12 protein-coding genes are annotated in these 13933 nt (G+C 32.3%); 11 read left to right on the top strand and 1 reads right to left on the bottom strand.

The window, feature by feature from the left end; translation table 11 throughout:
• Positions 1–120 precede the first annotated feature (120 nt).
• The 9 genes from rpsA to pdxH all read left to right on the top strand — a co-directional run bounded on the left by rpsA (position 121) and on the right by pdxH (position 8707).
• Entirely contained in the window at positions 121–1947 is a 1827-nt protein-coding gene (rpsA, locus tag ACWNT5_RS09775; RefSeq protein ID WP_299600890.1) for a 30S ribosomal protein S1, read from the top strand.
• A 209-nt stretch (positions 1948–2156) separates the two neighbouring features.
• On the top strand, positions 2157–2795 hold the full coding sequence (locus tag ACWNT5_RS09770) for a hypothetical protein (protein ID WP_299897371.1): 639 nt from the start codon (positions 2157–2159) through the stop codon (positions 2793–2795).
• Positions 2796–2941: 146 nt separating this feature from the next.
• Positions 2942–3481, top strand: a complete 540-nt coding sequence (pyrR, locus tag ACWNT5_RS09765; protein WP_299600894.1) for a bifunctional pyr operon transcriptional regulator/uracil phosphoribosyltransferase PyrR — start codon at positions 2942–2944, stop codon at positions 3479–3481.
• 20 nt (positions 3482–3501) lie between these two features.
• On the top strand, positions 3502–4431 hold the full coding sequence (locus ACWNT5_RS09760) for an aspartate carbamoyltransferase catalytic subunit (RefSeq protein WP_299600896.1): 930 nt from the start codon (positions 3502–3504) through the stop codon (positions 4429–4431).
• A gap of 4 nt (positions 4432–4435) precedes the next feature.
• Positions 4436–4768, top strand: a complete 333-nt coding sequence (locus tag ACWNT5_RS09755) for a ribonuclease Z (RefSeq protein ID WP_299600899.1) — start codon at positions 4436–4438, stop codon at positions 4766–4768.
• 52 nt (positions 4769–4820) lie between these two features.
• Positions 4821–5273 carry a thioredoxin family protein gene (locus ACWNT5_RS09750; protein ID WP_299897369.1) on the top strand — a complete coding sequence of 151 codons (453 nt, stop codon included), beginning with the start codon at positions 4821–4823 and terminating at the stop codon, positions 5271–5273.
• A gap of 62 nt (positions 5274–5335) precedes the next feature.
• Positions 5336–6241, top strand: coding sequence for a ribonuclease Z (locus ACWNT5_RS09745; protein ID WP_456517238.1), 906 nt, complete (start codon positions 5336–5338; stop codon positions 6239–6241).
• 93 nt (positions 6242–6334) lie between these two features.
• Positions 6335–7963: a S8/S53 family peptidase gene (locus ACWNT5_RS09740; RefSeq protein ID WP_456517237.1), complete on the top strand. Its 1629-nt coding sequence runs from the start codon at positions 6335–6337 to the stop codon at positions 7961–7963.
• A gap of 93 nt (positions 7964–8056) precedes the next feature.
• On the top strand, positions 8057–8707 hold the full coding sequence (gene pdxH, locus ACWNT5_RS09735) for a pyridoxamine 5'-phosphate oxidase (protein ID WP_299897361.1): 651 nt from the start codon (positions 8057–8059) through the stop codon (positions 8705–8707).
• A gap of 55 nt (positions 8708–8762) precedes the next feature.
• On the opposite strand, the gene ACWNT5_RS09730 is transcribed toward pdxH, so the two are convergent.
• Entirely contained in the window at positions 8763–10943 is a 2181-nt protein-coding gene (locus ACWNT5_RS09730; protein ID WP_456517236.1) for an OmpA family protein, read from the bottom strand.
• Between the two features lie 394 nt (positions 10944–11337).
• On the opposite strand from ACWNT5_RS09730, the gene ACWNT5_RS09725 reads away from it, so the two are divergent.
• Together ACWNT5_RS09725 and ppk1 are read left to right on the top strand one after the other, a co-directional pair.
• Positions 11338–11823: a SixA phosphatase family protein gene (locus ACWNT5_RS09725; RefSeq protein WP_456517235.1), complete on the top strand. Its 486-nt coding sequence runs from the start codon at positions 11338–11340 to the stop codon at positions 11821–11823.
• The gene (gene ppk1, locus ACWNT5_RS09720) at positions 11824–13929 is read left to right on the top strand and encodes a polyphosphate kinase 1 (RefSeq protein ID WP_299600918.1); all 2106 of its coding nucleotides are present in this window, start codon (positions 11824–11826) and stop codon (positions 13927–13929) included.
• Positions 13930–13933 lie beyond the last annotated feature (4 nt).

The raw sequence follows: 13933 nt of genomic DNA, 5'->3' as shown, positions 1-13933 counted from the left end.
TTTGCAGCCCTTTTTAACGAGTAAGAGAATAGAAAAGGATAAAAATAATTTAATTTAACACTTCTGTATAAGTTTTCGTATTGATTCTCAAATAAATACAGGATACAAATTTTATCTTCAATGTCTGAAGAAACAAAAAACACAGATGTTCAGGAAGTAGAGGCTCCAAAAGCAGCTCCTGCAGCTTCTCCTCAACAAGAAAACCCTGAGCAATTTTTAAAAGATTTTAACTGGCATAACTATGAGGAAGGTATCGACCCAATCGCAGATTCAAAATTAGAAGAGTTTGAAAAGCTAGTTGCAGAAAATTTTGTAGACACCTTAAACGATGAGGTAGTAGAGGGAACAGTAATTAATATTACAGATCGTGACGCTATCATTGATATTAATGCAAAGAGTGAAGGTGTAATTTCATTAAATGAATTTCGTTACAACCCAGATCTTAAAGTAGGTGATAAGGTAGAGGTTTTAATTGATGTACGTGAAGACGCTACAGGTCAGTTAATTTTATCTCACCGTAAAGCTAGAGTAATTAAGGCTTGGGATAGAGTAAATAACGCTCATGATACTGGTGAAATCGTAAATGGATTTGTTAAGTGTAGAACTAAAGGAGGAATGATCGTAGACGTATTCGGAATCGAGGCGTTCTTACCAGGTTCTCAGATTGATGTAAAACCAATCCGTGATTATGATGCATATGTAGGTAAAACAATGGAATTTAAAGTTGTTAAAATCAACCACGAGTTTAAAAACGTTGTAGTATCTCACAAAGCGCTTATCGAAGCAGATATCGAAGAGCAGAAGAAAGAAATTATCGGTCAGTTAGAAAAAGGTCAAGTATTAGAAGGTACTGTTAAGAATGTTACTTCTTACGGTGTATTCGTTGATCTTGGAGGAGTTGACGGACTTATCCATATTACTGATCTTTCTTGGTCTAGAATCAATCATCCAAATGAGATCGTTGAACTTGATCAGAAATTAAACGTTGTAATCTTAGACTTTGATGAGGCTAAGACTCGTATCCAATTAGGTCTTAAGCAATTGAAAGCGCATCCTTGGGAAGCTCTTGATAATGAGTTGAAAGTTGGAGATAAGGTTAAAGGTAAAGTAGTTGTAATCGCTGATTATGGTGCGTTTATCGAAGTTGAAGAAGGAGTTGAAGGATTAATCCACGTTTCTGAAATGTCTTGGTCTACTCACTTAAGATCAGCACAGGATTTCGTAAAAGTTGGTGATGAAGTAGAAGCTGTAATCTTAACTTTAGATAGAGAAGAGCGTAAAATGTCTCTAGGTGTTAAGCAATTAACTCCAGATCCATGGACTGATATTACATCTAAATACCCTGTAGGTTCTAAGCATACTGGTATTGTTCGTAACTTTACGAACTTTGGAGTATTCGTAGAATTAGAAGAAGGTATTGATGGATTAATTTATATCTCTGACCTTTCTTGGACGAAGAAAATCAAGCACCCATCAGATTTCACCAATGTAGGTGATAAGTTGGATGTTATTGTTCTTGAATTAGATGTAGAAGGACGTAAGTTAAGTCTTGGACACAAACAAACTGAAGATAATCCTTGGGATAAGTATGAAACAGAGTTCGCAGTGGGAACTAAGCATACACATGCCATTACGGAGATTGTAGACAAAGGAGCTACTATCGAGTTTAATGAGGATATCGTTGCATTCGTGCCGTCTCGTCACTTAGAGAAAGAAGATGGTAAGAAGTTAGCTAAAGGTGAAGAAGCAGAATTCCAAATCATTGAATTCAATAAAGAATTCAAAAGAGTGGTAGCTTCTCATACAGCTTTATTTAAAGAAGAAGAAGCTAAGATCGTTAAACAAGCTGCTAAGAAAGCTGCCGCTAGTAATTCAGAGAAAACCACTCTTGGTGATATCGATGCATTAGCAGATCTTAAAGCTAAAATGGAAAAAGGAGGTAACTAGTCTCTTTATTCTTTATAAATTAAAAGACCGCTCCAAAAGAGCGGTCTTTTTTTTACACTGAAAGTAGGTGCTATGTATTCACTGATATCGGTGTAGTAAAAATCTAATAATTTATAGAATTTAGATGTCATAAGATTATAGTAGTAATGAGGGGTTTGTTTTTATTAGTAATAAGTAACTTGTTTATACATTCATTACATTGTCAGCATATGCATACAGAAGAAGAGTTACAGGAATTTAAGAAGATTGTAAGTCAAACCAGGCAGCTGGGGAGAGAAAAAATAGTATACATCGCTTTAACCGATATAACAGATGATCCAGAATCAGTTTTAAAAAATGATAAAGTTACTATTTCTGTATGGTATAATGATTTGACGGTAAAAGTTGATATTCAAGAGCATTCTCCGATTCGTTATTTTCCAATGAATACAAAGTATCATTTAGAAAAAACCATATATGTTTCTATGGATCATGTCTCTGGTTCCAGCGGAAGTATTGTATACAATCAAAAGAAGGAACAATCTGTAGACCATTTTAGTAAAGTTTTTTTATATCAACATACAGAAGCTAAAAAAAAGATGGTCTCTAAAGTTTTTCAGCTTAATAATAGAAATGATCCTCAATATTATCTAGATTCTGAAACACAAAGGCATATTACTATTAGAGAACATAAGGATCATTATAGGATACAAATTGGTGATCAATATGCTATTACCTATAATATTGATAAAGAATCTGGAAAGATTTATGATTATGACGATCCGTATAAGAATTTTTATCCTACTCCTACAGCGGCACCATTTAAACCTAAACCTTTAGGAGGATCTTGGATAGAAATAAAAGAATGACAAATTTTTATTCCATTCTGACAATAAAATTCTTTTATAAGTAACATTAGTTTTTGAAATACAAGAGCTTATTTTTATCCGAAATCTAAGATTGAATAATCCTAAAATTTGATTACATTTGTATTCCAAATGTCTATTTGGAAATTATGAGTCAAAAATTACTACTTAGTGCAAAAGAGATAGATATTATTCTGCACCGTTTGGCTTGTCAATTGATAGAAAATCATACAGATTTCGACAATACAGTCTTAATAGGAATACAACCGAGAGGTACTTACTTAGCAAAGAGGTTACAGAAAATTCTTGTTGAAGAATATCAACTCCATAATTTGAATTTAGGGTATCTAGATATAACTTTTTATAGAGATGATTTTAGACGAGGAGAAAAACCTTTAGAAGCTAATAAAACAGATATTAATTTTGTCGTTGAAGACAAAAGAGTTGTTTTCATTGATGATGTATTATACACAGGAAGAAGTATAAGAGCTGCATTAACAGCTGTCCAATCATTTGGTAGACCATTAGAAATAGAATTGTTAACATTAATCGATAGACGTTTTAGCAGACATTTACCCATACAGCCAAATTATAGAGGCAGACAGGTAGATTCGATTAATCAGGAAAAAGTAAAGGTAAACTGGATAGAAAATGAAGGAGAAGATGCAGTTTATCTTGTAAGTAGATAAAAATTAAATTTAAATACAGAATGAGCGAATTAAGTGTAAATCACTTACTAGGAATTAAATATCTTACCAATGAAGATATTAACCTCATTTTTGAAACAGCGGATCATTTTAAAGAAGTCATAAATAGACCTATTAAAAAAGTTCCTTCGCTTAGAGATATAACTATCGCTAATCTTTTTTTTGAAAATAGTACAAGAACTAGATTATCATTTGAACTAGCTGAAAAAAGATTATCTGCAGATGTTATTAATTTTTCTGCGGCATCTTCCTCCGTTAAAAAAGGAGAAACACTCATAGATACAGTTAATAATATTTTGTCTATGAAGGTGGATATGGTAGTGATGAGACATCCTAATCCAGGTGCTGGTGTTTTTCTGTCTAAGCATGTGAATGCAAGTATTGTAAATGCAGGAGATGGAGCTCATGAGCATCCTACTCAAGCATTATTGGATTCCTATTCCATCCGTGAAAAGTTAGGAGAAGTAAAAGGAAAAAAAATTGTTATAGTTGGAGATATTTTACATTCTAGAGTAGCATTGTCTAATATTTTTGCGCTTAAGCTTCAAGGAGCAGAGGTAAAAGTATGTGGTCCTAAAACGTTAATACCAAAACATATAGAAAAACTCGGTGTTACGGTAGAAACGGATCTTATAAAGGCTTTAGAATGGTGTGATGTAGCAAATATGCTACGTGTTCAGAATGAACGAATGGAAATTAGCTATTTCCCTTCCACAAGGGAATATACTCAACAGTTTGGAGTAAATAAGAGGTTGTTGGATAACCTCGATAAGGAGATTGTAATAATGCATCCGGGACCTATCAATCGTGGTGTAGAGATCACGAGTGATGTTGCTGATTCTAAACAAGCCATTATACTAGATCAGGTTCAGAACGGAGTAGCAGTGAGAATGGCGGTTATTTATCTTTTAGCTTCAAAAATAAAACAATAATAGTATGATATTCAATAAAGAAGGTTCTACAACCATTATTACACAAGAAAAAGCAACAGTTGTTGATTTCGTGAAAGCCATTGAGACTAAATACGAGTCAATGAAAAATGATAATATTGTTGCTAACTTATTCTCTTTAAAAAACCTATCAGTTGATGATATCAATGAGTTTCTTAGGGTCTCAAATAAGCACAAAGCAAATAAACGTTCATTTGTTATAGTAACAGATCAGGTATCTTACGATGAATCGCCAAAAGAGATCACTATTGTTCCAACTTTGATAGAAGCTTTGGACTTAATTGAAATGGAAGAAATCGAGCGTGATCTGGATTTTTAAAAATCTTTGATATTTTTTGTAATCAAAGTTAATTTCTAACGTCTTATTTATCATGAATAAAATAGCCCCATTTATTCTTGTGTTTATTTTGTTGCTTTCGACAACTGTAATTGCACAAGACTGGAAATATGATTTTGAAGAAGCTAAAGCATTAGCAAAAGAAAAAAATCAAAATATTGTTTTACTTTTTACTGGTTCTGATTGGTGTCCACCTTGTATTAAATTAGAGAGAAAAGTTTTTTCGAATACTGATTTTAAAAAGTTTGCCGACGAAAAATTTGTTTGGGTAAAAGCAGATTTTCCAAAACGAAAAAAAAACCGTCTATCAGAAGAACAACAGGAAAAAAACTTTTCTTTGGCAAACCAGTATAATAAAAAAATGGTATTTCCTGTCATTCTTGTTATTGATCAAGAAGGCCAGGTGCTCGGTGCAACAGGATACCGAAAAATGTCCGCGAACAGATATATGGAATTGCTTACTACATTTGATTCTTTTGGGCGTTAATATTGATATATCTATAAGATTAAGTTATCTTCAACTTTTTAAAAATTAAGATATAAAATAAATTGAAAGTTACCATTTTAGGCTGTTATTCGGCTACTCCAAGAACATTTACGAATCCTACATCTCAGGTATTAGAAATTAATAATCACATTTTTCTTATTGATTGTGGAGAAGGCACGCAAGTAGAATTAAGACGGAATAAGATAAAGTTTTCTAGGATTAATCATATTTTTATTTCTCACCTTCATGGAGATCATTTTTATGGATTAGTAGGTTTAGTATCTACCTTTAGAATGTTGAATAGAGAAAACCCTCTTCATATATATGGCCCTGAAGGAATAAAAGAAGCGATTACATTACAACTAAAACTTTCAAATTCTTGGACAGATTATCCCTTGCTTTTTCATGAACTAACTAGCGAAGATTCTCAAATTGTATTCGAAGACGATAAAGTGATTGTAAGTACGATACCTTTACAACATCGCATTTATTGTAATGGTTTTTTGTTTCAGGAAAAATTAGGAGATCGAAAATTGCTTATGAGTAAGGTGCTTAATTACGATATCGATAAGGTGTATTATAAATCCATCAAAAAGGGGAAAGATGTAATATTAGATGATGGTCGTATAATTCCAAACTCTGAATTAACAGATGATCCTGCTCCAGCAAAGAGTTATGCATTTTGCAGCGATACAAAATATGATGAAGAAAAGATATCCTTAATTCAGGATGTAACTACCTTATATCATGAATCTACATTTTTGGAAAGCCATAAACATTTATGTGAGAAAACAGGCCATAGTACTGCAATAGAAGCTGCTACCATCGCTAAAAAAGCAAACGTTAAAAACTTGATTTTAGGACATTATTCTACTAGATATGGCAATATTGAGCTTTTCAAGGAGGAAGCCCAAACCGTTTTTGAAAATGTTGAGATAGGAGATGACGGAAAAGTTTTTAAATATTAAATAAAAATTAGGGTTTTTATAAATGAGTTTGTTTCAGTAATAGATCTGCAGTTTTGTGTGATCTTATGAACAAATCTCAAAAAAATCTAATTTATGAAAACCAATATCATCTTAATTTGTTGCCTATTTTTTTATTCAACCTTTACGATTAAAGCGCAAACAGCTAAATACGTTCCAGGAGAAATTCTTGTTAAGTTAAACGAAGAATACTCTGGTAAAAAGTTTGTTCAGGATTTTAAAAGGTCTAGTAGTCAGTTGAGTAATCCTGTTTTGGTGTCTAAATCATTAAACATTTGGAAGTTTAGTTTTGATGAAAACAAAACACCTATGAAAGCTATTTTAAATAATGTTTCAAAAAATAGAAACACTCAAATAGTTCAGGTCAATCATATTATTACTAAAAGAGCTACTACTCCTAATGATGCTGAATTTGATAGACAATGGCAATATTTTCAAGCAAACGATAAGGATATAGATGCAGAAGAAGCTTGGGATATAACTACTGGTGGAACTACTGCAAATGGACATGAAATTGTAGTAGCAGTCATTGATGATGGAATTCAGTTTGATCATCCAGATATGAAAGACAATATTTGGATGAATACACAGGAAATTGCAGACAATGGTATTGATGATGATGGTAATGGATATATTGATGATGTAAAAGGATGGAATACAGCAACTAATGACGATAATGTTGGTGATTTAGGACATGGAACTCCCGTAAGTGGTATAATTGGTGCAAAAGGGAATAATGGTATTGGAGTAGCTGGTGTGAATTGGGATGTAAAGGTAATGGCTATTGATGGAGGAACAGGAGTAGAAGAAGAGGTTATTAGAGCATACTCTTATGCATTAGATAACAGAAAATTATACAATGAAACTAATGGAGCCAAAGGTGCTTTTGTTGTAGCTACTAACGCCTCTTGGGGAGTGGACTTTGGCCAACCAGGAGATGCTCCACTATGGTGTGAATTATACGATACACTTGGTGAAAATGGAATATTAAATGCGGGTGCAACTATTAATGATGATCAAGACATTGATGTAGTTGGAGATTTGCCAACAGCTTGTCCAAGTGATTTTTTAATAACTGTAACTAATATGAATCAGAATGATGAGAAAGTACAGTTTGCAGGTTATGGTAAAACTACGATCGATTTAGGTGCTCATGGAGAAAACGCGTTTACGATCACTTCTGGAAGTGGTTATGGAGGATTTGGAGGTACTTCTGGTGCAACTCCACACGTAACAGGTGCTATTGCTTTATTATATTCTGCACCAAATACTTCTTTTGCAGAATTAGCTATTAATGATCCTGAAGAAGCAGCTAGAAAAGTACGAGGTTATATTTTGGATAATGTAGATCCAAATACTTCTATACAAGATATTACAACGACTGGAGGGAGATTGAATTTGTATAAAAGTTTACAGGCTTTAATGAATGATCAAACACTTTCTATAGATGAAGTGACTAGTAAACCTAATGATGGAATTTTCTTGTATCCAAACCCTGCTAGAGATATTATTACTTTTGAATTACCTAACAATGTAAAAATAAAATCTGCGTCTATTTATTCCAGTACTGGGCAATTGGTAGAAAAATTAGAAAATAATGTAGCATCAATAAATATTTCAAATCTTGCTAATGGATTATATATAGTACGCTATCAAATAGATGGAGCTAATTCTTTATATCACACAACATTGTTAAAAAGGTAGCTAATTATTTAGTGTTTATTTATAAATTTCTCATGCATTTTTAAAATCAAATTGTTTTACTTTTACAGTATTAATTATTGCGAATACTGTTAAATGAATAGAGATCTTACAGATTATAGAAAATCATACGATAAGAAAACTTTAGAGGAAGACACACTAGAGAAGTCTCCTTTTGTATTGTTTTCTACTTGGTTTAAAGAAGTTGAAGAGGCTGGAGGAGTAGAAGAAGCTAATGCAATGACCATTACCACCAATGGATTAGACGGTTTTCCGAAAGCAAGAATAGTTTTGTTAAAGCACTATGACGAAAAAGGTTTTGTGTTTTATACAAACTATGAATCCGAAAAAGGAAAAGCTATTGCTGCTAATAATAAGGTTTGTATTTCATTTTTTTGGCCTAATCTGGAAAGACAGGTTATAATTAAAGGAGAAGTTGCTAAAATATCGAATGAGAAAAGCAATGAATATTTTCAATCTAGGCCTCGCGGTAGCCAACTTGGAGCTTGGGCTTCTGAACAAAGTAATGTGATTTCGAATAGAGAAGTTCTCGAAAAAACACTAGCAAATTTAGAAGAAAAATATAAAGATACAATCATCCCAAAACCAGACTTTTGGGGTGGTTACTGTATAAAACCATTTTCTTTTGAGTTCTGGCAGGGTAGACCAAATCGTTTACATGATAGAATACGTTTTGAATCTGAGGATAACAATGACGAGTGGAAAATCGAAAGATTATCTCCTTAAAACATAAATAATCAAGAAAAACGGTATTTTGTTGCAGCGTAATTTTGTTAGGGTGTTAGTCCATAATAACAAAATTTGATCTTCTGTTTTTACGATACTCTTCTTCTTCACAATCTTGTCCATCAAGACAGTCGTTTACTGGCCTTGTCTCACCAAAACCTTGATAAGAAAGTATTCTGTTTTTGGAAATTTCCTGATCAACTAGGTATTTATAAATGGATTCCGCTCTTTTCTGAGATAAATCTAAGTTATAATCGTGATTTCCTCTACTATCAGAGTGAGTTTCAATTTTAATGATCATACTGGGATAATCCTCTTTCATTAATTTTACTACCTTATTTAGCTCTACTTCTGCCTTTTCTGTAATATCCCATTTGTCAAACTCGAAGTAAATTTCATTTAACTTAATAAGATCATTAATTGTTTTATCAAGCTTCATATCCGAACTCAATTGAGATGAAGGATCTTGATTAGAGTTTACGATATCGTTATCATTCAGACCTGTACTTTCGGTATTCTCAGATTTGTTTGCAGTATTAACTTCGACGATATTTTTCTCTAGATTCTTTGTTCTTGCAGCAAAATTAGCGTTAAAGTTAGGACAATTTAGTCCGCTCATATCCACTGCTAGTTTTATTTGGTAATAGTCAGGAAGATTACATTTATTAATGTGGTTATATCCTTTAGTATATTTTTTAGTTTCATTAAGAGACCCATTGAACTCAGCTATTACTGGTTGATCTTGCACAAGAACTTCTCCAGTTTCATTCAAAAGCTCACAAGTACTATTTACCTGTATTGCATATCTGATTTCAAAAGGTTCGCTATCCATTTTTACCATTTTATTAGGTACAGAAAAGCTTAGTGTTCGTGTAGGTTCATCATAAGAAACTTTAATTCTTTTAGAAGGAAGAACTACAGATTCTTTAGAAAAGACAACGTGTTCAGGAAGAATATCCTTTATAATCGTATTCTTAGCGTCATCGTTTCCATCGTTATGAATAGTTAGACTATAAACAATTTCTTGATCAGGTGCAATTACGTCATTAGGAAATACAAAACTACCATCCGAATATCTGGATCTCTTAACGATTTGAATTGCAGGCTCATAAATTTCTACGCTAAAAGCAACTGCCATAACGGAATAACCATCATTATAGGTAAGCAACCTAAAACTTGATTTGGTTTGATTGTTACCAATAATACTGTTTCTTGGATTTTTAATTTCAAATAGGTCAGCATCATATCCTAGAGTATTTTGACTAGCAGGAACTCTGGATGTAATATTTCGACCATTTTCCGTAATGTTAGCATTAAAGAAATTGTTCATAGGATTGGTATTATCCGTAATTCCTTTATACTTATTAGTTTCATTAGATAAAACCTGAAAACGATCACCTCTGATACCTTTATCACCTTCATAAGAGATAACTCCTATCTTACCATGTACAGCTCCTTCTGGAATAGTTTGGAAGTTATCGAATGAAAATTCTACTGGTTTTGCTTTAGAATCAATATTTACAAAACCGTCATATACATAAAAACGTTTTCTTGGTTTGGAGTTATCTTCGTAAATAACAACCATAGTCCAACCACCAGCAAGACCATTACCTAAGGTTTCATCATCATTTACCTCTGATGTAGTAGCGGGAATATTAGCAACCGTATAAGTACCCATAGGATCTTGTAAACTCGTTACTTGATCTGTTATATCCTTGTAGCATGAGTATTGTTTAAATAATGACTTTTCATCATTATAATAATCATGAATGATTTGTGCACCAGTCAAATTAGTGTAGGTATTGCTTCCAGGATATTTTATTTTAATGGAAGTAATATCATGTGTTCTTTCTTTATCGGCATAAGATGCAGTCCAATATAAACCAACATGTTTAATAGAAGCGCAACCGGAAGGGATATCTAGATCAGCACTACTAGAATTAAAGGTAGTGTCGTCATTATCAATATCAATGAATCCCATTCTGAACTGATTATTCAGACCACCATTATTATAACTTTTGTTTGGGTTGAAAGGATCTGTTCCATCATCATTACTTACTTTACCAAGTATGGTGTTGGATACGAATTTGAAATCTCCTTTAATAGTAAATTCCGTTCTTTTTTCTAAAGGAACTTCTACCTGCCCAAAAATTGTTGAACAGTTTAATATTACAAAAGCAGCAAAAGCGCATTGTAATTTTAAGTCTAGTATTTTTGAAAGTCCAATTTTTTCCACTTTTCCTTTTTTAATCCCTGTTATATTTAACTTAAAACTTGATACTAAATTGTGTTTAATTACTAAGGGTAAACATCTTCATTATAAGGGGAAACCGTAGGTAAAGTTAAATTTTAACAACTTATTATGTAAGTAAAAACTGATCTTTTCGATATAAAATGTGGTTTTATCGATTAAATGCAACTTATTAGTCTGCTCATTTTCATTGTTTTAAGGGAGTTTTTCGCAAATAGATCATTTTAGAGTAGCAGAATAAATCGAGTTTTTCCTATAATTTGTTTACCGCTTTTTTTAACAAAAAATATTTTTATGATAATATATGTAGAATTGTAAATGCTTATTCTTAAACTTGCGTATATGTAAATTTAGGCGGATATAATTTTTTGATTCAATCATGAAAACGTTATACATTATTAGACATGCAAAATCTTCTTGGGAATTTGATTTGGAAGATCATAAAAGACCTTTGAATAAAAGAGGTTTAAAAGATGCTGAATCAATAGGTAAAGAGCTTAAAAGCCTTATGAAACCTATTGACAGGGTAATTAGCAGTGATGCCGTAAGAGCAAGAACAACAGCCGAGATTATTCTTGGTCACCTAGATATTGAGGAGGATATTTTTAATTTAGAACCCAAGCTTTATGACTTTAATGGCCATCAGGTTATAGAAGTGATAAAAAATTGTGAGAACCACATTGATACATTGGTAATTTTTGGTCATAATCATGCCTTTACTTCAATTGCTAATCTTTATGGAGATCAAATGATAGATAATTTGCCGACTGCAGGTGTGGTGGGTATTCAATTTGATATCGATAATTGGGCGGATATTAGCGTAGGAAAAAACATACTAACCTTATTTCCCAAAGATTTACGATAAATGGAGGAAAATCAAGTAAATAGATATATAAATAGAGAATTAAGCTGGTTACAATTTAATGCAAGAGTATTACAGGAAGCATCGGATGATAGTGTTCCATTGTTAGAAAGACTTCGTTTTATCGGAATATTCTCAAATAACTTGGATGAATTCTTCAAAGTAAGATATGCTGCTATCAAAAGGATTGATCTCTCTGGTACTGATGGTAAAAATGTATTAAAAGGAATGACTGCCAGTGAACTTTTAGAACAAATAACTAAAATAGTAATTAAGCAACAGTCAGAAAGTTTAAAAACGATTAATACGATTAGTGAAAGATTAAAAGATCATAACATCTTTATCATAAATGAAAATCAAGTTACTCCAGAGCAAGATAATTTTATACGTAGGTATTTTGTAGACAAGGTAAGTCCTGCTTTAGTAACTTATATTTTAAATGATTTAGATAAGTTTCCTCATCTTAAGGATAGTGTGGCTTACTTAGCAGTAAAATTGGTTTTGAAGGATACAGTGCCGAAAGAAGGTACCATATCTAAAATCTTACAACAAAAAACCAAAGAGAAAATCTATGCACTTATAGAGATTCCTAAAAATATGGACCGTTTCGTAGTACTTCCAGAAAAAGATGGTAAAAAATATATCATAATTCTGGATGATTTGATACGGTATTGTATGCAAATTAACTTTAGTATTTTTAATTATATCAGTGCTTCTGCTCATATGATTAAAATTACAAGAGACGCACAGTTAGATTTTGATAATGATTTTAGTAAGAGTTTTATTGAGAAAATTTCGAGTAGCGTAAAATCGAGAAGAGATGGAGAACCTGTAAGATTTGTATACGATAAAACAATAGATAAGGATACACTCAACTTCTTAATGGAAAAGATGGGAGTGGATAATACCGATAGTATTATACCTGGCGGTAGATATCATAACCGTCGGGATTATATGAATTTTCCAGATTTAGGAAAGAAAAGTCTTGTCTATCAGAAATTAGTACCACTTACTATTCCTGGACTAAGTCTACAGGGAAGCTTACTCGATAAAATTGCGAAAAAAGACTTTTTACAGTATACACCGTATCATACTTTTTCATATACCGTAAAGTTTTTGCGTGAAGCAGCAATCGATCCAAAGGTAAAGACGATTAAAATCACGATTTATAGATTGGCAAGGATTTCTCATATTGCAAGTTCTCTCATCAATGCAGCAAAAAATGGTAAAAATGTAACGGTACAAATAGAATTGCAAGCACGATTCGACGAGCAGGCTAATATTAGATATGCAGAACAAATGCAGCGAGAAGGTGTTAATCTAATTTTTGGAGTTTCTGGTCTAAAAGTACATTGTAAAGCATGTGTAATAGAAAGAGAAGAAGAAGGAAAGTTAAAAAGATATGGCTTTATAAGTACTGGTAACTTTAATGAGTCCACAGCAAAGATATATACAGATTATACTTTATTTACTACCAATGAGGCAATCCTGAAAGAAACCAATAAGGTATTTAAGTTCTTTGATATTAATTATAAGGTAAGTAGATATAAACATTTATTAGTGTCTCCTCACTATACACGAAGTGCTTTAACGAAATTAATTGATAATGAGATTAAGAACAGTAAAGCAGGCAAACCTTCAGGAATTAGATTGAAGTTGAATAGTCTTAGCGATTATAGGATGATCGATAAACTTTATGAAGCGAGTAGAGCTGGTGTAAAAATCAATTTGATCGTAAGAGGTATTTGTTGCTTGATACCTGGAATCGAAGGAATGAGCGAAAATATCGAAGCTATCAGTGTTGTGGATAAATTCCTAGAACATCCTAGACTATTGATTTTTGAAAATGGAGGAGATTCTAAGGTATATATTTCTTCTGCAGATTGGATGAGAAGAAACTTAGACAGAAGGGTCGAAATAAGTTGTCCTATTTATGATAAAGATATCAAAGAAGAATTAATTGATACCTTTGATATCTGTTGGAGTGATAATGTAAAAGGAAGAAAGCTTTCAGAAAATCAAGATAATAGGTATATTCGAAATGATAAAGAAAAGGTAAGATCCCAAATTGCCACTTATGACTATTATTTAAAAAAATTAGGAAATTAAATAT

This window comes from Aquimarina sp. 433 (assembly GCF_054054605.1).
This window is presented reverse-complemented; position numbering and strand designations above follow the sequence as displayed.

What these genes read in the sequence shown, in the direction of transcription:
- rpsA (WP_299600890.1), top strand. Translation starts at nt 121, where the DNA reads ATGTCTGAAGAAACAAAAAACACAGATGTTCAGGAAGTAGAGGCTCCA.
- ACWNT5_RS09770 (WP_299897371.1), top strand. Translation starts at nt 2,157, where the DNA reads ATGCATACAGAAGAAGAGTTACAGGAATTTAAGAAGATTGTAAGTCAA.
- pyrR (WP_299600894.1), top strand. Translation starts at nt 2,942, where the DNA reads ATGAGTCAAAAATTACTACTTAGTGCAAAAGAGATAGATATTATTCTG.
- ACWNT5_RS09760 (WP_299600896.1), top strand. Translation starts at nt 3,502, where the DNA reads ATGAGCGAATTAAGTGTAAATCACTTACTAGGAATTAAATATCTTACC.
- ACWNT5_RS09755 (WP_299600899.1), top strand. Translation starts at nt 4,436, where the DNA reads ATGATATTCAATAAAGAAGGTTCTACAACCATTATTACACAAGAAAAA.
- ACWNT5_RS09750 (WP_299897369.1), top strand. Translation starts at nt 4,821, where the DNA reads ATGAATAAAATAGCCCCATTTATTCTTGTGTTTATTTTGTTGCTTTCG.
- ACWNT5_RS09740 (WP_456517237.1), top strand. Translation starts at nt 6,335, where the DNA reads ATGAAAACCAATATCATCTTAATTTGTTGCCTATTTTTTTATTCAACC.
- pdxH (WP_299897361.1), top strand. Translation starts at nt 8,057, where the DNA reads ATGAATAGAGATCTTACAGATTATAGAAAATCATACGATAAGAAAACT.
- ACWNT5_RS09725 (WP_456517235.1), top strand. Translation starts at nt 11,338, where the DNA reads ATGAAAACGTTATACATTATTAGACATGCAAAATCTTCTTGGGAATTT.
- ppk1 (WP_299600918.1), top strand. Translation starts at nt 11,824, where the DNA reads ATGGAGGAAAATCAAGTAAATAGATATATAAATAGAGAATTAAGCTGG.